Source organism: Bacillus sp. 22475 (assembly GCF_052044835.1).
GTDB classification, from domain to species: Bacteria; Bacillota; Bacilli; order Bacillales; family Bacillaceae_G; genus Bacillus_A; species Bacillus_A cereus.
In genome coordinates, this window is sequence record NZ_JBQENW010000001.1 from 505,016 (window position 1) to 525,537 (window position 20,522).

Sequence of the window (20,522 nt, forward strand, 5' to 3'; positions counted from 1 at the left end):
ATAAGCGGGCTTTCACTTTTACTACTGAAAAAAGTATAGGAAGTGTCACCTTTGAATTGGAATCAATTATGGAAGAAAGATATGTCCCTTTTAATTATATTAATGGTCGTTGTTCCGATTGCTGGGGAGCTGAACTTTCATCCCTTTAATGATACGTTTCGAGTTAGCTTCGGTACACCGCTATTCTTCTTTTTATTATTATTTTTAAGAAGAGTACCAGCAGGAGTTGCAGGTATTCTTGTTGGTATATCTGTAGTCTTATTCCGAGTATGTCTTGACTGGATCATGCAAGGTTCATTTCATATGACAGAATCATTTTATTTGCGTTATCCTGTGTTCTTCTATTATTTTATTTATGGCAGTTTTTTTTCTCTTTGTAGGGTAAATAAGTTCCATCAGAAACCAATCATTATTGGATGCCTTGGAATTTCAATTGAAATTGTTGCAAGTATGTCAGAACTTGCGTTTTATCACATGTTAGTACTAGGTACAACAATAACGATTTCTGAAGTAAATAAACTCATCATTATTGCTATTTTTCGTAGTTTCTTTGCACTTGGTTTTTTAAATATGATGAATTTATATGAAACGAAATTAAAAGAATCGCAAGTTCGAAAAGAAAATGAAAATATGTTAATGCATCTTTCTAATTTATATGTGGAATCTGTTCATTTGAAAAAGACGTTACAAAATGCGGAGTTAATTACACAAGAAGCATATCAACTATATCGAAATTTACAAGTAAGCGCTGATTCAAGTAGTAAAACAGCATTGAAAATAGCGGGGGAAGTGCATGAAATAAAAAAGGATAATCAAAGGATATTTGCAGGATTATCTAAACTGTTATTAGATAAAAATGTGGCTGAATATGTAGAAGGACATGAGTTAGCAGAAATGATTGTTAGAATAAACGAGAAGTATGCTGAAATGCTAGAAAAGGATATACGTTTTTCTAAACATATAGAAGGTGAGCATGCTGCATACCACGTGTATACAGTTCTATCAATTTTTAATAACCTCGCTGCAAATGCAGTTGAAGCAATTGAAGATAAAGGTGTCGTTATTATTAAGCTATATAAAAGAGATCAACATATATTTTTTGAAGTAATTGACGATGGACCTGGTATTGCACAAAAGTATAAGAAATTAGTATTTAAGCCAGGATTTACTTCCAAGTATGATCAAACGGGAACACCGTCAACTGGTATTGGGCTTTCTTACATAAATGAAATGGTAACAGAGCTAGGCGGAGAAGTGAGATTAGAAGGCCGAGAAAATAAAAGAGGATGTAAGTTTATCGTTTGTTTACCAGAGGGTAGTTTAAAGCGGGAAGGGGAATAGATTTGTTTTATTATATCGTAGACGATGATGAAGTTTTCCGTTCGATGCTTTCGCAAATTATTGAAGATGGAGATCTTGGAGAAGTAATTGGTGAGGCGGATGACGGAGCTTTTATTGAAGCGGATCAACTAAATTTTAAAAAAGTAGATATTTTATTTATTGATTTGTTGATGCCGATGAGGGACGGAATTGAAACAGTTCGTCACATTGCGTCAACTTTCACGGGGAAAATCATTATGATTTCTCAAGTGGAATCGAAGCAGCTTATAGGTGAGGCATATACACTTGGTGTAGAATATTATATTACAAAACCATTAAATAAAATCGAAGTTGTATCTGTTGTACGCAAAGTGATGGAGCGTATTAGATTAGAGCGTTCTATACATGATATTCAAAAATCATTGAATAACGTGTTTCAGTGGGAAAAACCGCAATTGCGTACTGAACCAGTGCAAGAAGGAAAAAAGATAGGGGATTTAGGACGCTTTTTACTATCAGAACTCGGTATTGCGGGAGAGAATGGAAGTAAAGATTTACTTAGTATGCTGGAATATTTATATGGTCAAGAAAAGGCACAGACATTTGAGTTTGGCTTTCCTGCGTTAAAAGAAATTTTTCATCATATTACGATAAGGAAATTAGGGGATCTAGCTTTAGGTGCGGATATTGATAAAGAGAAAAAAGCGTCTGAACAAAGAGTACGTCGAGCTATTTATCAGTCGTTAAATCATTTGGCTTCTTTAGGACTAACAGACTTTTCAAATCCAAAATTTGAAAGCTATGCTCCAAAATTTTTCGATTTCACCGTAGTCAGAAAACGGATGACAGAAATGACGAAAGATGAACTCGCATCTTCTGGTCATACGCGAATTAATACGAAGAAGTTTATTCAAGTGTTGTATTTTGAGGCGAAGAGGTTGATGGAGATAGAGTGAAGAAGATGCTTATAAATAAGCATCTTTTTTTGTTAAATCAACATTTTATATTTTCTCGTGGAGCATGTAAAATGTTAAGTAAGAGAAAATGGTTTTATATTAAGGAAGTGTCAAAGCGATGAGTTTCACATTGAATAAATCGATTATTAAAGAAGTGTGCGGAGAGACCTCATATAAAAGAGGTGAAGCCTATTATAAATCAAATAAAGTGATAATAAATCATTATGATGAAAATAAAGAAATTTGCGAGGCGACAGTAAAAGGGAACGAGGATTTCCATGTTACAGTAGAAAAAGCTAAAAAGGGTGATGTTGTTGCAAAATGTAGTTGTCCTTCATTAGTGTCTTTTCAAACGTACTGTCAACATGTTGCAGCAGTATTAATACAAATAAACTATAATCAACAAACAGGTGGAATGAGCTCCACTAGTAACAGAAATGATCAAGTGACAAGTGGTATGTTTCAGCTGTTTGCAGACAAACCACTGAGGCCAAAAAGTAAACAACACCGTTTTGATACACGTGAAATATTAGATGTTGAGTTTATATGTACACCAGTAGCTACGAGAAGTGGTGGTGCTCTTCTTGGAATTCAATTGAAACTTGCCAAGATGTATTTCATAAATCATATTAGAGAATTTCTTTCTAAGGTGGAGAAAAGAGAGTCTTTTCATTGTTCAAATGAATTTACATATACACCAGATGTACATAGTTTTAAACAAGAAACGGATGCAATTATTCAGCAGCTCATTAAAATGTATCATAACGAAAAAATGTATGAGGATGCGCTAGAAGTACATGCGAAACAAGATGAAAGTATGATATTTATACCACCAGCTTCATGGAAAGATATGTTCTCTTCACTTTCTAAAGTTGAATATGTACAGCTGAAACAAAATAAACAACTGTTTCAGGGATTACAAGTTTCAAAAGGTTTGTTGCCGTTACACTTTGAATTTACGAAGGGAAATAATGGCGGATTTACACTTCATATAGATGGTCTAAATCGTGTACAAGTTATGGATATGTATAACAATGCACTTTATGACGGGAAATTATATCACTTACACATTGAAGATTGTATGCGACTTATTGAATTACAAAAGATGATGAGTCGCTCAAATAGTAATCAGTTTTATATTCCAGAAAGTAAGATGGAACATTTCGTCGCGAAAGTTGTACCAGGATTAATGAAGCTCGGAACGGTACACATTGATGAAGTAATATCGGATCGTGTTGAAACACCTTCGCTAAAAGCGAAATTGTATTTAGACCGCGTGAAAAATCGCTTATTAGCAGGTCTTGAATTTCACTATGGGAACGTCATGATTAATCCGCTAGAAGAGGATGGACAGCCGTCTGTTTTTAATCGTGATGAGAAAAAAGAAAAAGAGATTTTAGACATTATGAGTGAAAGTGCCTTTGCAAAAACAGAAGGCGGTTACTTTATGCATAATGAAGAAGCTGAGTATAACTTTTTATATCACGTCGTGCCAACATTAAAAGGTTTAGTTGATATTTATGCGACGACAGCAATCAAATTGCGAATTAGTAAAGGGGATGCAGTTCCTCTTATTAGAGTGAGAAGAAAAGAAAGAATTGATTGGTTGTCATTTCGTTTTGATATAAAAGGAATACCAGAAGCAGAAATTAAAGGTGTATTAGCGGCCCTTGAAGAAAAACGTAAATATTATCGATTGGCGAACGGTTCGTTTTTGTCGCTAGAGAGTAAAGAGTTTAATGAAATTAATCAGTTTATAAAAGAATCAGGTATTCGGAAAGAATTTTTACATGGAGAAGAGGTAAATGTTCCGCTTATTCGGAGTGTAAAATGGATGAACGGACTTCATGAAGGCAATGTTTTAAGTTTGGATGATTCAGTTCAAGAGTTAGTAGAAAACATTCAAAACCCGAAAAAATTAAAGTTTGCTGTGCCAAATACTTTAAATGCAGAAATGAGAAAGTATCAAGTATATGGGTTCGAATGGATGAAAACACTTGCTCATTACCGTTTTGGCGGTATTTTAGCAGATGATATGGGACTTGGAAAAACGTTGCAAAGCATTGCTTTTATAGATTCTGTTTTGACTGAGATTCGAGAAAAGAAACTGCCAATATTAGTCGTTTCACCATCATCTCTTGTTTATAATTGGTTTAGTGAATTGAAAAAATTCGCCCCGCATATTAGAGCAGTTATTGCAGATGGAAACCAAGCAGAGCGCCGGAAAATTTTGAAAGATATAACGGAATTTGATGTCGTAATTACATCATATCCATTACTGAGAAGAGATATAAGATTGTATGCAAGACCATTTCATACACTATTCCTTGATGAAGCGCAGGCGTTTAAAAACCCTACAACGCAAACGGCAAGAGCTGTGAAAACAATTCAAGCTGAATACCGTTTCGGACTAACGGGTACACCTGTAGAAAATTCATTAGAAGAGCTATGGTCTATCTTCCATGTCGTCTTCCCCGAATTATTACCAGGAAGAAAAGAGTTCGGTGATTTAAGGCGTGAAGATATAGCGAAGCGAGTGAAACCATTCGTATTAAGACGATTAAAAGGGGACGTATTAAATGAGTTGCCAGAGAAAATAGAGCACTTACAATCATCGGAGTTATTACCCGATCAAAAGAGTCTCTATGCTGCTTATTTAGCGAAGTTAAGGGAAGAAACGTTAAAGCATTTAGACAAAGACACGTTACGTAAAAATAAAATTAGAATTTTAGCTGGTTTAACGAGATTGCGACAAATTTGTTGTCATCCCGCTTTATTTGTTGATGATTACAAAGGAAGTTCAGCTAAATTTGAACAACTGTTAGAGATTTTAGAGGAATGTAGAAGTACAGGAAAGAGAATATTAATTTTTTCTCAATTTACGAAGATGCTTTCCATTATTGGTCGTGAGTTAAATCGACAAGCAATTCCATACTTTTATTTAGACGGGAGTACACCAGCGCAGGAACGTGTAGAGCTGTGCGAGCGGTTTAACGAAGGAGAAGGAGATCTATTTCTCATTTCTTTAAAAGCTGGTGGTACCGGACTTAATTTAACTGGTGCAGATACAGTAATATTATACGATTTATGGTGGAATCCAGCTGTTGAACAACAAGCGGCCGATAGAGCGTATCGAATGGGACAAAAAAATACAGTGCAAGTTATAAAGCTAGTAGCCCAGGGAACAATTGAGGAGAAAATGCATGAACTGCAAGAAAGTAAGAAAAATTTAATCGCTGAAGTGATTGAGCCGGGAGAAGAGAAATTGTCCTCAATCACAGAGGAAGAAATTCGAGATATTTTAATGATTTAATATAAAAAAGCTATGCCTTCGAATTTATGAGGGCATAGCTTTTTTGATGTAATAATTATATTTTGTTTTGTACAAAGTAAAGAAATCAAATGTTATTTAAATTACTTCTTTGTACCTTTACTTTTGTATGGTTTGGCAGCTGCCTTTTTCTTTGCACTTGATTGCCAGCGGTTCCATCCTTTACTTCCTGTACCTTGTCCTACACCTTTTTTCGGTTTTGCTTTCGTTTTACTCATATGATCACTCCGTTATATAAAAATCTTATTTGATAATAGTCAATGATTTAGAAAATACTCTTTATAAATGACTATGATTGCTTTAAGTAAAAATAAACTGCTTGAATGCTATAGTATAACATGAATTTGCAAGTAAACTGAAAGGAATTATAAAGAAAATGAAAATAATAAGAAATACTGCGGATTCTATATTCCGAACGATCACATTAATTGTTGTGTATACGTTAGTTTCGGTCAGTGAAACATTTTTTGGATTGACGAGGCAGAAAAAGTAAAGATGTTAAATTAACAACAATCAATAAAGCCGTAAAATAAAGAATTGAAAAACATTTTAAAACTTTTTGTTGACTTTCCTTATTTTTTGTATAGAATAATCATTAATAAAATGTTTCAGAGATGTGACAACAAAACGACTATGAAAGGACGAGTAGTAGTAGGACGTAGTTTAAGCGAGTCAGGGGTGGTGTGAGCCTGATACGAAGCCTATTATGAAGAACCTCCTGGAGTTGCTAACCGAAATCCTTTATAGGAAAGTAGACTTAGCCGGGAACTTCGCCGTTACAAGAAGAACAGTATCGAGATATTTCATCTCCGTATTGTATAAGTGAGCAACCTCTGTTGCTAATTTGGGTGGTACCGCGGAACCAAAGCCTTTCGTCCCAGTTTTTTGGGAAAGAAGGGCTTTTTTTGTTGGCTTCTTTTCACAACATCCAAACATTTTAGGAGGAAACCACCATGTATCAATCATTAATGACAGTAAGAGAGACTCAAATCGCAATTAAGGAAGTTAAAACATTTTTCGAGGACCAATTAGCAAAACGCCTTGAACTATTCCGCGTATCTGCACCATTATTCGTAACGAAAAAATCAGGATTAAACGATCACCTAAACGGTGTAGAACGCCCAATTGAATTTGATATGTTACATTCAGGAGAAGAATTAGAAATTGTTCATTCACTAGCGAAATGGAAACGGTTTGCATTACATGAATACGGATACGAAGCTGGTGAAGGTTTATATACAAACATGAACGCGATCCGTCGTGATGAAGAACTTGATGCAACGCATTCCATTTACGTTGACCAATGGGATTGGGAAAAAATCGTTCAAAAAGAATGGCGTACTGTCGATTACTTACAAAAAACAGTACAAACAATTTATGGAATATTCAAAGATTTAGAAGATCATTTATTTGAAAAATATCCGTTCCTTGGAAAGTATTTACCAGAAGAGATTGTTTTCATTACTTCCCAAGAACTAGAAGATAAATATCCAGAATTAACACCGAAAGATCGTGAACATGCAATTGCGAAAGAACACGGTGCAGTCTTTATTATTGGAATTGGTGATGCACTTCGTTCAGGTGAAAAGCATGACGGACGCGCAGCTGATTATGACGATTGGAAATTAAACGGGGACATTTTATTTTGGCACCCAGTACTACAATCTTCATTTGAATTATCATCAATGGGAATTCGTGTTGATAGTAAATCGCTTGATGAGCAGTTAACGAAAACTGGTGAAGACTTCAAACGTGAGTATAATTTCCATAAAGGTATATTAGAAGACGTACTACCATTAACAATCGGCGGTGGCATTGGACAATCAAGAATGTGCATGTACTTCTTACGTAAAGCACATATCGGTGAAGTTCAATCTTCTGTATGGCCTGACGATTTACGTGAAGCTTGCAAGAAAGAAAACATTCATCTGTTTTAAATAGAAGTGAGAGAATAGCTCAAATATAGAGCTATTCTCTCTTTTTTTATTGTGTAAATGAATAGTTTACAGTGAGTTTTACTAATGGTTTCTTTCATTTATATCTCCTTTTATGTAATAATTTGTTAAAGGAGGGGACGTTATGAGCATAGGAGAACAGCTAAAAAAACTACGAGAATCAAAGGGGTTTTCGCAAGAGGATGTTGCTAAAAAGATTGGTGTGACGAGGCAAGCAGTGTATAAGTGGGAAAATGATAAAAGCTTTCCGGATATTGAAAATTTGATTTTATTGAGCGAAATGTATAATGTTACGTTGGATGAATTAATAAAAGGTAATCAAAATTTAAAAGAAAAAATACATATTGATGAAGAAGATGAGGATTTTGAGAAAGAGAATGAGTTTGGTTTTTATATTGGATTTGGTTTGTTAATTATGAGTGCGTTCATTGATTATGAAAAAATACAGGTGGTTTTATTAGGGGTTGCGCTATTCATGATGGTTTTTTACTCTGATGTTAAGAAAGTTATTTTGAATGAATATAGATCGTTTTTTCAAGGGAAAGAGCGAAAAGATATATGTGATAAAAAGTGAGAAGAGTTAGTTATATTTCCTAGGAAAGGGTATAATGAATTTTTTAATTGTTTTATAATGATTTATGGATATTAGTAATGTGTTAAAAAGTTGTTTATATAGAATCTTGAAATCTATGTGTAAAATGATAATAAATGTATTTAACTTTAATAGCTAATACAAGCATAACCCCGTTCTAAAGTTAGGACGGGGTTAAAAATATAATAATAAAGTAGCTTAAGAGTCTACGTTTTATTCAATGATAGTGCCTTTTTATAAAACGTCACTTGCTTATTTATTACCGAGTTCTTCCGCTAAACCGATTAAAATTCCTTCCACTCCACGAATGTAGCAGAGACGATACGAGTTCTCGTACTGACCTACTTCGCCAACGAGCTCTGCACCATGCTTAGTGAGTCTCGATACCATTTCGTCAATATCTTCAACGGTGAACATGACGCGTAGATAACCGAGGGCGTTTACAGGAGCTTTTCGGTGATCTGCTATAGTAGGAGGGGTGAGAAATCGCGAAAGTTCAATTCGGCTGTGGCCATCTGGAGTGACCATCATAGCAATCTCTACGCACTGAGAACCGAGTCCAGTTACGCGACCAGCCCATTCACCTTCGACATTGGCTCGACCTTCGAGATTTAAGCCAATCTCCTCAAAGAAAGAGATTGCGTCATCAAGGGATTCTACAACGATGCTGACATTGTCCATTCGTAGTAATTTGTTTTTTGCCATAGTCTTATCTCCTTATGTATAAAAATTTATTATTTAATCATCCTCATAATTATACTACTAAGTAGTTACAAATTCCTTTCAGTCAAAAACACCTTGTCATAGTATAGGAAAATGTGACAAGGTGTTTTTTTATATGTCATATAGCATCTTGTTAACGAATAGCTTTTTATTTAATAGGAAGGAAGTAGATTAATATGATTTTTTTATAAGCGTTACTAAACATATCAAATTAGCTCATTTGCACGAAAGGCTCAATTTTCGCCATAAATGATTGATGCAGCGCCTCAACCCCTGTTACTAAATGAAGGCGGTCAATAACGACAGACACTTTAATTTCTGATGTACTTACCATTTTAATATGAATATCTTCTTCTTTTAAAGTAGTAAACATATTTGCAGCGACACCAGGGTTAGATACCATGCCAGATCCTACGATGGATACTTTTGCTAAGTAATTTTCATGTTCTACAGATTCGTAGTGAAGAGTTTCTTGATTTTGTTCCAAAACTTTTAAAGTTTCTCTTAAATCATTCGAGTGAATGGAGAAGGAGAGATGTACAGTTCCTTCATTTGTAATACTTTGAATGATGATATCTACATTAATGTGTGCTGCTGCTAATGTAGAGAAAACTGTTGAAAGCGAGCCTTGTTCTAGTCCTTTAATTGTGACACGTGTAATGTTATCCTCAAATGCAATACCTTTAACGATTGATTGTTGTTCCATGTTACATTCTCCTTTTACAATTGTTCCGTTTTCTTGTTCCATACTTGAGCGAACTTCTAAAACTACGTTATGATTTTTAGCAAACTCAACAGCGCGCGGGTGTAATACGCCAGCACCGAGATTAGCAAGCTCTAACATTTCGTCATAAGAAATTTTGTCTAATTTGTAAGCGTCTTTTACAACTCGTGGGTCCGTTGTATATACGCCTGTCACATCCGTATAAATATCACATTTTTTTGCTTTAAGTGCAGCGGCTAGTGCGACAGCAGTCGTATCAGAACCACCACGGCCAAGCGTTGTAATTTCATTTTCTACACTTATACCTTGGAAACCAGCTACGATAACAATCGTGCCTTCAGCAAGATAAGATTGAATACGATCTGTATGAATGTCAGTAATCCGTGCACTACTATGTACAGATTCTGTCGTAATACCAGCTTGCCATCCTGTTAATGAAATTGCATGATAGCCTTTTGCTTGCAGTGCCATTGTTAATAATGAAATAGTTACTTGTTCTCCTGTAGATAGAAGCATATCCATTTCACGTTTACTTGGATTTTCTGTAATAGCGTTAGCGAGTGCGACAAGTTCATCCGTGCTTTTTCCCATTGCTGAAACGACAGAGACAACGCTATGACCTCGTTCATATTCTTCAATAATTAAATTTGCTACATGTTGAATGCGCTCGACGCTTCCGACAGAAGTGCCACCAAATTTTTGAACAATTGTTTCCATTACAAATTCCTTCTTTCGTCTATTTTTAAGAATAGATTAGGAAATATATAAATCCCAATACTCCTGTAGTTACCAGAAAGACAAACAAAAAACACCATCTCAAATAAGTGAGGATGGTGCTGTTACAGGAAAAGGGAAACAGAAAACGGAGCTAATAAAAAAACCGCCAAAAAAGGGATATCATAAAAAATGATATCTCTTTTTTGTAGATAGCTCTTCATACGTACACGTCTGTACATATGACAGTTCTGTTTCTATTCGAAAACAGCCCCAATTGATAAATGCAGAGAAACTTATCAATTTCGGCAATACTTCCTTTCATCTAAGTTCATAGACATCTCTGTGTCTCCATTAGAATACTCATAAGTATCGCAACCTCTATCTCACGTTTTAGGCGAGAGTGTTTGATTTATGAAGTTGTTGGTAACATTTGTTTTATAATAATTTAAATTTTTCGGGGAATCAAGTGTTTTATATATATTTTAAAAATTCTTTCTTTTTTCAAAAGAACGTTTGTGAAAAATGTAGCAAAATAAATTCATTGCATGTACATTAAACTTATAGTGCATAGGAGGTGGGGAGAATGAAAAGGAAACAGCCTATTTATGTTGCGACAAAAATGAACACGACGATGGAAAAATTATGGGAATATACGCAAGAACCAGATATACATACAGAGTGGGATGCTCGCTTTACTGAAATTTCGTATTTAGAGAAAAAAGAAGGGGAACCACAGAAGTTTTTGTATAAAACAAAGATTGGATTTGGGCTTGAAATAGCTGGAGAAGGGGAATCAATAGGTGAAATAAGAAAAGAAACTGGTGAAAGAATTTCTTCTTTAAAATTTTGGACGGATAATACATTATCTCTTATTCAAATAGGACGTGGTTATTGGAAGTATACGCCCAATAAAGAATACATCCATTTTGAGACACAATATGATTATGATACAAGATTTGGTCGTATAGGAAATGTGATAGATTCCTATATTTTTCGTCCGTTATTAGGTTGGGCGACTGCTTGGAGTTTTGATGCCTTAAAATTATGGTTAGAAAAGGGGCTTCATCCTAGGTTACTAATTAGAAGAACAATGACGTATTGGCTCGTATGTTCTTTATTTGCTTTTGTATGGATATATCAAGGGATAGTGCCAAAACTATTGTTTACTCATTCAGAAGAAGTAAAGATGCTTTCTTTATTAATCGGTTCAAATGAAAGTAGTGTATATATACTTAAAATAATTGGGGTGTTAGAAATAATTTTCGGTGTCGTATGGCTGTTGCCAATAACAAAACGAAAATTATTTATACTGCATATTATTGTATTACTAGTTTTAACATTAGCGGCAGGATTTACGAATATTACAAGCTTTACAGGGCCGTTTAATCCGATTACATTAAATGTTCTTCTAATGGGGTTATCAATTGTCGGTTATATAAATAGTTTCGATTTACCAAGAGCGAAAAATTGCAATAGGGCGAGAAAGGGATAAGTGTATGGCTAATATATATGAACGATTATTAGGGGATACCTATAAAAATCTTCATCCTGAATTGCAGAAGCGTTATGCGATTACAGAAGAGAATAGTTTTACAGGTGAAGGAAAGATGGATGAAATTTACGGTGGCTCTTTTTTCGTAAAATTCATATTAAAAATTGCATCGAAGTTTCGAATGTTTTTCTCGGAACGAGGAGAGGAAATTCCATTTACGATACAAAACATAGCTGAGCGAGATGAATATGGACAAGAATTAGTAAGGTGGAACCGTACTTTTTATTTTCATAATAAGAAAAGATATTTTAACGCAGTTATGCAATTGGATGAAAACGAAAATGAAATTGTAGATTATTTTGGCGAACCATATTTACTCGTTTCTACACTGCATTTTCATATCGATGAGTTAGGGGCAATGCATATTTCTTCAAAGAAACAATGGTTTTATATGTTTGGAAGAAGAATGCCGTTACCAAAATTTTTGTATGGTGAGGCAAAAATTGTTGAAAGTTATGATGAAACACTTCAGTGTTTTCGAATTCATGTACAAGTACGAAACCAGTTAATTGGTTCACTTTTTTCATACAAGGGAACATTTGTGGAAAGGGAATAAACGATATGAAAAATATAATATTTGGGCTTGCTTGTTATGTTGTTTTTCTATTATGTGAGCGGTCGAATACAAATCCTGTTGAAGCAATTATATTATTATCTGTTTTATTATTTATACCAATGTCGTTTTGTATTATTGATAAAAGAAAAAGAGATGGATCGTATTTATTATTTTATAAATTCGTATCGTTTTTATATCCAATCGCAGCAATTTGTGCAATGCTAGCTTTCGTCACAAATCACTATGTATTTGCGCTAGTTTAGTTTGTATATACAGGAATCGTTGCGTTATTTGGTGTAAGTAGATTGCTAGAAAGAGGATGGAAGCCGTTAGAAGAGACCACCATAGATAGTGCGTTTATTTATTTGTTTTTAGGTGGTTTTTGGTTTTTTGCTTCAGTAGCAAAACTGTCAATTATGCATTTTAGCTCTGACATTGTTTTACTCACAGCTGCACATTTTCATTATTCGGCGTTTCTATTGCCATTATCAGCTGGTTTAATAGGGAGAAAAAGAGAAAAGAGAAGTAAAGTATATGATGCTATTATGTTTATCATCATGATTTCACCTATGACAGTTGCAATAGGAATTACATACTCGAGAATATTTGAATTTTTTGCAGTGTTTCTATATTTATGTGCGATTTATGGATATGGATTTTACGTTTGGAGAGCAAAATTTAATACTATCAGTGCAAAGATTCTTTTAATCATTTCGTCTAGTACGCTCATGGTTACAATTATGTTCTCACTCATATACTCATACGGGAATTTGAAGCATGTAATGACGATTACAATTACCCAAATGGTTTGGATTCACGGTGTTGTCAATGGAATTGGAGTAGCGTTACCAGCATTTGTTGGCTGGATGATCGAAAAGAGTGTTCCGAATTATAAATACTACGGAAAACCAATGAGTAAGTTAAGAGGAAATGTGGCAATTGGTGAAGCGTTTTTATATAGCAGCAATTTAGTAGACAGTAAGGAATACAACGGTTTAGTTGATAAAGTAAATGACTTTCATAGTGAGGCATTTGATGTGACGAAGGTTCCTTTAAGTATTATTCATTTTTATGAAAATACAGCAGAGTATGAATTGCAATCGAATATTAAATGGGCTCGTTGGTTCCGCCCGTTTGCATTTTGTTATGAGAAAATGAGCAAGCGTGTAGGACAAATACATTTAGGAATGGGCGGCAAGTGGGAAACGATGCATGGCTCTATCATTGGTGTAATGGGTGAGGAAGATGGAAGAGAGAATGTAAGGGCTTGGCTAAGGAAAAATGAAGCAGGTGAATCTATTTTTGTAGCTCTTTATTCAAAGCATACAAATAAGGATGAGACATATATGAATATCGCCTTGCCTTTACCTTATTCGAATATGACTGGTATTTTAAGGCTATGTAATGATAATCATGATTTAATCATTACTAGTAAGTTAAGAGAAAATGGCCAGGGAGATGAGGGGATTTATTTACATACTCGGTTCTTGACAATCCGTTTACCGTTAGCAGAGACTTTCATCATTACAGAGGATAAGGATAAAATGTTAACAGCTCATCATAGCATGTGGCTATTTGGACTTGAATTTTTACATATTCATTATAAGATTGAAAAAATTGCACAGAGGTAAGAAAGGCTTGGATAGGTTTCCAAGCTTTTCTTATTTATATTCATCACGTAATATTCCATAGTATGTAAGATTCATAGATTCACCAGATTTTACAACATGTTGTTTAAATGTTCCTTCATGTTTCATCCCGATTTTCTCCATAATTCGCCATGAACCAGGGTTATTTGTAAATGCTGCTGCGAATATTTTATTTAAATGTAGCTCGTTGAATCCATAGTGTAGCAGTGCTTTTGCCGCTTCAGTACCAAATCCATTTCCCCAATAAGGTTTTCCGATCCAATAGGCAAGTTCTCCGCGCTTATGGATATAATTTATATTAAAATTAATAACGCCTATTAATTCTTTATTATTTTTGTTTAATATAGAAAAAATCACAACCTTTTTATCAGTTTCCGCTTTTAACATATGTGTAATAAAATCTTTTGCAGAGCCGTTGGGATAGGGGTGTGGGATAGATAAGGTTGTTTTAGCAACATCATAATCGCCAGCTAATTTTTCGATTGCTGGGGCGTCCTCTAACTGTAATGAGCGTAGTATGAGTCTTTCTGTTTCAATCCTTTTCATAGATAGTCCCCTTTATGTTTTTTTTTTTTTTTTGATAATATTACCATAATTTTAATGATTTCATATATAATTAAATGGAAAATTATTAAAATTAAAATATTTTTTTAAAATGATTTAGTCATTCGAAAAGAGGGGAGAGACATGCAAGGAGAAATACAAAAGGAGAAAAGTTTAGGTTATGTTGGTAAATTATTATTACCGGTTAAAGTATCACCACACTTTAAATTTTTATGGATTGGACAATTACTCTCGGTCTTAGGTAGTTCGATAACTATGGTCATACTCCCAGTTGTTGTGTATTCATTAACTGGTTCAACAGTTGTAATGGGGATGACGATGGCAATGTACATGCTACCTAATATTCTTGCCTTACCGTTTGCGGGTTTAGTTGTAGACCGAATTGATCGGGTTAAATTAATGTTATTTACGGATATAATCCGCTGTATATTAATGCTATTACTTGCATCGCTTATATTTATGGATTTATTAACAATTACAATTTTATATATTCTCGTTGCCTTATACGGACTTATGGAAGGGATATTCCAACCAGCATATGCTGCTGTAAGAGCGAAAGTATTTGTTCCTGAAATTCGTAATGCAGCTAACGCACTCACTCAAATGAGTAATCAAGGTATACGATTAATTGGACCAGCACTTGGTGGGTTAATCGTATCGGTTGCGTCTGCAGGGATAGGCTTCGGACTAGATGCAGTAACGTACTTATTATCATTTTTATGTTTATTATTTTTAAAAGAAATTAAGTTTAAAAAAGTAAAGTCTATTGAAAAGAGTAACATTGATTACAAACAAGAGTTTATGGCAGGTGTTTTCGTTTTAAAAAGTCATCCTTGGCTATGGATTACAATTTTAGTCTTTTCTTTTATAAATATTTGTTATGCCGGCATTATCGTCGTATTAATACCATGGTTATTTAATGTTCATCATCATTTTGAAGCTTACGTGTATGGACTTGGCATGGCCTTTTCTGGTGGTGGAGCTGTAATTGCTGCATTGATATTTGGTGGGAAAGAGCGGTGGCAGAAGAGAGGACTACTGGCTTATGGAGGTGTTTTAATTAGTGGGGTTGCTTTATTAATTATGCCATTCATTTCTTGGGCACCTGCTTTAATATTCTTAATGGCAATTGAAGGATTCGGCATGATGATATTTGGACTCATTTGGGAAACGAGTTTACAGGAGCTTGTACCAGAAGAAGCGTTCGGAAGAGTGGCAAGCCTTGATATGTTGGGTTCTTTTGCTTTATTGCCATTAGGGTACGTAGTTGTAGGCTGGTTAGCTACTGTCATAGGTGGCGAGATAACTATTATAACACTAGCTAGTTTAGTAATTTTAACAATTGGAATCGCATTGTCTGTACCGAGTATTCGTCGATTTAATTGATTATATGGGAAAAGAGGGCGATATGCATGACTATAGAAAACTTGAAAGATATAGTAACAAGGCAATTAGAGAGTAAATACATTTTGGAAGAAAAGGTCTTTGAAGCAAAAAATTTTACAGTCTATATCGCTACCCAAATAGAAAATAACTTAGCATATAAGCAATTAGTATTAATAAAACATCTTTGTAATGAAAAACCGTCCGTACATATTTGGCACAAAAAAATTAGTATGGAAGCAACAAAATTAGAAATCACAAAAGAAGTGACGGAAGCGATACAAGCAGGTTTCAAAAAAGAAGAATAAGCCCTAAAGAAATTAGGACTTATTCTTCATTAAATACAAATGTTTGTTTCATTTTTTTACCTTCATTTACCGGATGGCCGTTATAAGAGAAATTCTTTTCTTCCCAAGTGATCACAACTTTAAAATTATGACTATTAAAGTCTAATGGGAATACCATGTAGTCAAAGCTTGTATGACTTTTAGAAATATTTTCATTAGGTGTAGTAGGTTTAAAGGTAGCCTTAGAGGTAGGATTGTTATCAAGTATTTCCACAGATACGTTTGATACATCATGACCGATGTTTTTTACGAGTAAACTATACGTATCAAATACACCTTGTTTTGGCTGGATTGCTTGCTTGTTTGAGTTATGAGATTTATCAATTTCGACATACCATTGTTTAGACTTTGACGCAATCGGCAGTGACTGAAATGTGTAAGCATTAGCTTGCATTGGTAGTGCTAAACATATAAGCGTAAAGAGAGTTAATATTTTTCGTTTCATTTTTTAGAGCTCCCATTCTTTAATGGATTTACTTGTTATTATCTTCTTTTTACGAGTGAATATACCATATAATGTAAGGGAGGTGTTGTGAGTGGTGAATCAATATCTTATTCACTACTCTTATAGCTAGCATCATTACGTATGTAGTAAGAAAGAATAAATTTGTTTTTTCTATACTTAGATTGCTGCCCTTTTTAAAAGGGCTATTTTTACGTTTTAATAAAAAAAATACTAAGAGTTCCGTATAAATTATTTATTTTAATGTAGTTAAATGTGCTTGTATATGTGAAATTAGAGAAGGAAGCTGTGTAGAGATGTTTCTACACAGCTATTTAGGATATGAAAAAATTACCAAAAATATGTTAAAATAACATTGTCATACAACAAGGGGGATTTGTTTTATGGAAAATGGACATCTTGCTAAAGTAGATTTAACGAAAAAAATTGAATCAAAATCTAAGTACAACAAGAAACTCGAAAAATATCAAAGGCGCTTATTAGCATTACAGCAAATTTTGAAAGAAGAAAAAATCGCGGTTATGCTTGTTATGGAAGGATGGGATGCGGCTGGTAAAGGTGGGGCAATTAAGCGGGTGACGGAACATCTTGACCCGCGTGGGTTCCAAGTAGATCCAATTGGAGCGCCTGCACCTCATGAAAAACGTTACCATTATTTGCAACGTTTCTGGCGCAAAATTCCACAGTACGGGCAAATTACCATTTTTGATCGCTCATGGTACGGTCGTGTGTTAGTTGAGCGTGTTGAAGGTTTTGCTACAAAAGAAGAGTGGATGAGAGCATATGATGAGATTAATGATTTTGAAAAACTACTAACAGATGACCATTACATAATAGGGAAGTTCTTCTACCATATAAGTAAAGAGGAACAGTTAAAGCGATTTAAAGATAGAGAGAAAAATCCTTTGAAAAGATGGAAAATTACAGATGAAGATTGGCGTAATCGTGAAAAATGGGATGAGTATGTTGAAGCGATGGAAGACATGTTTGAAAGAACAAGTAAGCCAAATGCGAAGTGGCATATTATTGAAAGTAACGATAAATTGTATGCCCGTGTGAAAACGTTAAAAATCATTATTTCATTCATAGAGGATTATTTCTTAGAACATGGTATAGAATTGCCTTCTTATTATTATGAAATGAAAGAGGATATTGAAGTTTTGCAAGATATAGGTGTTAAAGAGTAAATAAGAAAATGGCCCTGTGAATTGGTGAAACCAAATTATGGGGCTTTTTTATTTAGAAACATTTTACAATTAACAGAATAAGGTATATAATCAATAATCATATTAACATTGTTAATATGATTATTGATTATATAATATGTGGGGGTTTTACTTTGAAGGGAAGAGATGTTGTTTTAGGTTTATTAATGGAAAAGGAATTGTCTGGTTACGATATTAAAATTGTGTTTGAAGACGTATTTACTCATTTTTTTGATGGAAGTTTTGGAATGATTTATCCAACGTTACGACAATTGGAGAATGAGGGGAAAATAAAAAAAGAGGTTGTCATGCAAGAGGGAAAACCGAATAAGAAAATGTACTTTATTACAGATAAGGGGCGTGAAGAATTTTATCAATACATGCAGACGCCTGTAGAGAAGGATGTTTTACGTTCGGATTTTTTAATGAGAATGTATTTTGGCAACTATAGTGATGATGTGACAATAAAAAAATGGATTAAAGATGAAATTGAAAGAAAAGAAGCGTACATTGCAGATCTTCGATTGAAATATGAAAAGTGGAGAGTAGGTATTACTTTCGTCGAAGAAATTTCACTAGATGTAGGTATTGCATCGTATAGTGCACAAGTGGAGACTTTGAAGAGAAAATTAGAAGAGTTAGAGGCGAAAGAAAACAATAAAACAGAAGAATGAAAAACGCATTCACAATAAATAAAGGGGTATATAAAGATGGAGCAATCAAAGGGTATTAAGATTGTCTTTTTAATGTGTCTAGGTATCTTTCTTTGTATGATTGATACGACAATTATGAATATAGCTTTACCAGCAATACAATCGAGTGTAAATACTTCATTAGAAAAGATGTCCTGGGTATTAAATGTTTATACAATGACGATTGCAGTACTTGCCATTCCGTTAGGGCGGATAGCTGATATCTTTGGAAAAGCAAAGATGTATATTTTTGGTCTGGTGATTTTTGGTGGTGGATCGGTACTTTGCGCTTTTGCTAATACAGGTGATTTTCTTATTTTTTCTCGTTTTATACAAAGTATTGGGGCAGCAATTTTATTTCCAACAAGTATGGTAATTGGTGTATCAGCTATGCCGTTAGCTAAAAGGCATGTTGCGCTTGCAATTTTAGGAGTAACACAAGGATTGTCAGCTGCTATGGGGCCAGTAATAGGTGGAATTATTACGCAAAATTTAGGATGGAGATGGGTGTTCTTCGTTAATGTTCCGGTTTGTATAATAGGAATCGTGTTATGTTGCATCATGCTACAAATAAAAAATGAAGAACGTATTATCTCAAAAATAGATTGGATAGGACTACTATTAAGTAGCACAGCAATTTTTTCATTTACTCTCATATTAGTAAAAGGTAATACATGGGGATGGCAAAGTAATATTGCTTTGTCTTGTTATGCAATTAGCACTATTTCTCTTATTCTATTTATTTTAGTAGAACGAAAGATTCATAACCCAATGGTGAATTTAAAGTTATTTCAAGATCGAATGTTTGTCGGAGCGTCGATCGTTGTTATATTAAGTAATTTATTTTTAATTGGAGTTACTGTATTGCTTCCAACGTTCTTGACGAAACTACAAGGTCGAACGGAAATTGAAGCGGCTTTTTTAGTGACACCTATTTCAGCAATGATATTTTTTGTCTCACCAGTTGCAGCAACTTTAATTAAAAAACTCGGAAAAGTAACTATTATTTTGTCAGGATTTCTTGTTATGGGGCTTTCTTACTATTGGTTGCAAATGATTGATGTTCATTCAACAAATATAGAAATTATTATTCCATGTATGATATTAGGTGTCGGATATGGTTTAGTAGTGGGGCCAATTACAGTTTTAAGTGCGTCTTCGTTTGAAGGAGAATTGTTAACTGCTTCTCAAAGTGTTGTATCAATGTTACGACAAGTCGGAATTGTATTGGCGGTCGCAATATTTGTCTCTAACTTAACTCATAATTTAACTGTAAATAAAGAAAAAGTATATCGTTATGCAGAAGAAAAGGTGCGGAATATTCATGTGAATAGTACTGAGCAAACTGAAATTTTACAAATGACTAAAGAAAAAATAGAGAATCAAAGTTTAGAGTCAAATATAAATAAGAAACAAAATGCAATGACAATAGGATTAAGTGAAGAGAAGAAGGAAGAATTGATTCGCGACAAGACGGATGAAATATTAAGAAAAGTTCCAGTAGAATATAGGGATGTAAAAAGAGAAGAAGTTATGAAGCAAGTGACAAAAGAAGTTGAAAAACAAGAGGAAAGTATAAAGAAAGAGGTACTCACATTTTCGAATGATGTGAATCATTATGCCAAGAATCAGATGGCTATGAGTTTTACAGATTTATATAAGGCAAGTGTGCCAATTATTTTAATTTGTGCTTTCGTAAGTTTGTTGTTTTGGGAAGGGAAAGCTTTGAATAAAAAGAGAAGGGGAAGATTAGTAGAAGAAGCGTAAAGAAAAACAGGCTATAGCAGCCTGTT

The 20,522-nt window shown here is 34.2% G+C and carries 17 protein-coding genes, 1 pseudogene, 1 riboswitch and 1 other annotated feature; of the genes and pseudogenes, 13 read left to right on the top strand and 5 right to left on the bottom strand.

What is annotated here, in order from left to right; genetic code table 11:
- Positions 1-42: 42 nt before the first annotated feature.
- From ACTJJY_RS02810 to ACTJJY_RS02820, 3 genes are all read left to right on the top strand, one after another.
- Positions 43-1,341, top strand: a complete 1,299-nt coding sequence (locus ACTJJY_RS02810; RefSeq protein ID WP_002195356.1) for a sensor histidine kinase — start codon at positions 43-45, stop codon at positions 1,339-1,341.
- A gap of 2 nt (positions 1,342-1,343) precedes the next feature.
- Positions 1,344-2,276 (top strand): response regulator, encoded by a 933-nt coding sequence (locus tag ACTJJY_RS02815; RefSeq protein ID WP_006918521.1) that lies wholly within the window; start codon positions 1,344-1,346, stop codon positions 2,274-2,276.
- A gap of 118 nt (positions 2,277-2,394) precedes the next feature.
- Positions 2,395-5,589, top strand: a complete 3,195-nt coding sequence (locus tag ACTJJY_RS02820; protein WP_440604947.1) for an SNF2 helicase associated domain-containing protein — start codon at positions 2,395-2,397, stop codon at positions 5,587-5,589.
- A 101-nt stretch (positions 5,590-5,690) separates the two neighbouring features.
- Here ACTJJY_RS02820 and ACTJJY_RS02825 read toward each other — a convergent pair whose 3' ends face one another.
- A complete protein-coding gene (locus ACTJJY_RS02825) occupies positions 5,691-5,825 on the bottom strand; it encodes a DUF3934 domain-containing protein (RefSeq protein ID WP_000047588.1) in 135 nt (44 codons plus the stop codon).
- A 406-nt stretch (positions 5,826-6,231) separates the two neighbouring features.
- Positions 6,232-6,490, top strand: a binding site (T-box leader).
- Positions 6,491-6,560: 70 nt separating this feature from the next.
- Between ACTJJY_RS02825 and asnA the strand changes: the two genes are divergently transcribed.
- Together asnA and ACTJJY_RS02835 are read left to right on the top strand one after the other, a co-directional pair.
- A complete protein-coding gene (gene asnA, locus ACTJJY_RS02830) occupies positions 6,561-7,544 on the top strand; it encodes an aspartate--ammonia ligase (RefSeq protein ID WP_440604948.1) in 984 nt (327 codons plus the stop codon).
- Between the two features lie 142 nt (positions 7,545-7,686).
- A complete protein-coding gene (locus tag ACTJJY_RS02835; RefSeq protein WP_440604949.1) occupies positions 7,687-8,136 on the top strand; it encodes a helix-turn-helix domain-containing protein in 450 nt (149 codons plus the stop codon).
- Positions 8,137-8,406: 270 nt separating this feature from the next.
- On the opposite strand, the gene ACTJJY_RS02840 is transcribed toward ACTJJY_RS02835, so the two are convergent.
- Positions 8,407-8,859: a VOC family protein gene (locus ACTJJY_RS02840; protein WP_440604950.1), complete on the bottom strand. Its 453-nt coding sequence runs from the start codon at positions 8,857-8,859 to the stop codon at positions 8,407-8,409.
- Positions 8,860-9,088: 229 nt separating this feature from the next.
- Positions 9,089-10,318 (bottom strand): aspartate kinase, encoded by a 1,230-nt coding sequence (locus ACTJJY_RS02845; protein WP_440604951.1) that lies wholly within the window; start codon positions 10,316-10,318, stop codon positions 9,089-9,091.
- Positions 10,319-10,520: 202 nt separating this feature from the next.
- Positions 10,521-10,707: riboswitch (Lysine riboswitch) on the bottom strand.
- A gap of 194 nt (positions 10,708-10,901) precedes the next feature.
- Between ACTJJY_RS02845 and ACTJJY_RS02850 the strand changes: the two genes are divergently transcribed.
- The 3 genes and pseudogenes from ACTJJY_RS02850 (at position 10,902) to ACTJJY_RS02860 (ending at position 14,057) form a co-directional block, all read left to right on the top strand.
- Positions 10,902-11,810 (top strand): DoxX-like family protein, encoded by a 909-nt coding sequence (locus ACTJJY_RS02850; protein ID WP_440604952.1) that lies wholly within the window; start codon positions 10,902-10,904, stop codon positions 11,808-11,810.
- A gap of 4 nt (positions 11,811-11,814) precedes the next feature.
- On the top strand, positions 11,815-12,426 hold the full coding sequence (locus ACTJJY_RS02855) for a DUF4166 domain-containing protein (RefSeq protein ID WP_440604953.1): 612 nt from the start codon (positions 11,815-11,817) through the stop codon (positions 12,424-12,426).
- A 5-nt stretch (positions 12,427-12,431) separates the two neighbouring features.
- Positions 12,432-14,057: pseudogene (locus tag ACTJJY_RS02860) on the top strand (YndJ family protein).
- A 30-nt stretch (positions 14,058-14,087) separates the two neighbouring features.
- Here ACTJJY_RS02860 and ACTJJY_RS02865 read toward each other — a convergent pair.
- Positions 14,088-14,621 carry a GNAT family N-acetyltransferase gene (locus ACTJJY_RS02865; protein ID WP_098873824.1) on the bottom strand — a complete coding sequence of 178 codons (534 nt, stop codon included), beginning with the start codon at positions 14,619-14,621 and terminating at the stop codon, positions 14,088-14,090.
- A gap of 141 nt (positions 14,622-14,762) precedes the next feature.
- On the opposite strand from ACTJJY_RS02865, the gene ACTJJY_RS02870 reads away from it, so the two are divergent.
- A complete protein-coding gene (locus ACTJJY_RS02870; RefSeq protein WP_440604954.1) occupies positions 14,763-16,025 on the top strand; it encodes an MFS transporter in 1,263 nt (420 codons plus the stop codon).
- A gap of 26 nt (positions 16,026-16,051) precedes the next feature.
- Positions 16,052-16,330, top strand: a complete 279-nt coding sequence (locus tag ACTJJY_RS02875; protein ID WP_097987207.1) for a hypothetical protein — start codon at positions 16,052-16,054, stop codon at positions 16,328-16,330.
- A gap of 19 nt (positions 16,331-16,349) precedes the next feature.
- Here the strand turns inward: ACTJJY_RS02875 and ACTJJY_RS02880 are convergent, their stop codons facing one another.
- On the bottom strand, positions 16,350-16,814 hold the full coding sequence (locus ACTJJY_RS02880) for a hypothetical protein (protein WP_049107139.1): 465 nt from the start codon (positions 16,812-16,814) through the stop codon (positions 16,350-16,352).
- A 401-nt stretch (positions 16,815-17,215) separates the two neighbouring features.
- Between ACTJJY_RS02880 and ACTJJY_RS02885 the strand changes: the two genes are divergently transcribed.
- The 3 genes from ACTJJY_RS02885 (at position 17,216) to ACTJJY_RS02895 (ending at position 20,496) form a co-directional block, all read left to right on the top strand.
- A complete protein-coding gene (locus tag ACTJJY_RS02885) occupies positions 17,216-18,019 on the top strand; it encodes a polyphosphate kinase 2 family protein (RefSeq protein ID WP_440604955.1) in 804 nt (267 codons plus the stop codon).
- Positions 18,020-18,171: 152 nt separating this feature from the next.
- Positions 18,172-18,711, top strand: a complete 540-nt coding sequence (locus ACTJJY_RS02890) for a PadR family transcriptional regulator (protein ID WP_440604956.1) — start codon at positions 18,172-18,174, stop codon at positions 18,709-18,711.
- 36 nt (positions 18,712-18,747) lie between these two features.
- On the top strand, positions 18,748-20,496 hold the full coding sequence (locus ACTJJY_RS02895; RefSeq protein WP_440604957.1) for a DHA2 family efflux MFS transporter permease subunit: 1,749 nt from the start codon (positions 18,748-18,750) through the stop codon (positions 20,494-20,496).
- Positions 20,497-20,522: the final 26 nt, after the last annotated feature.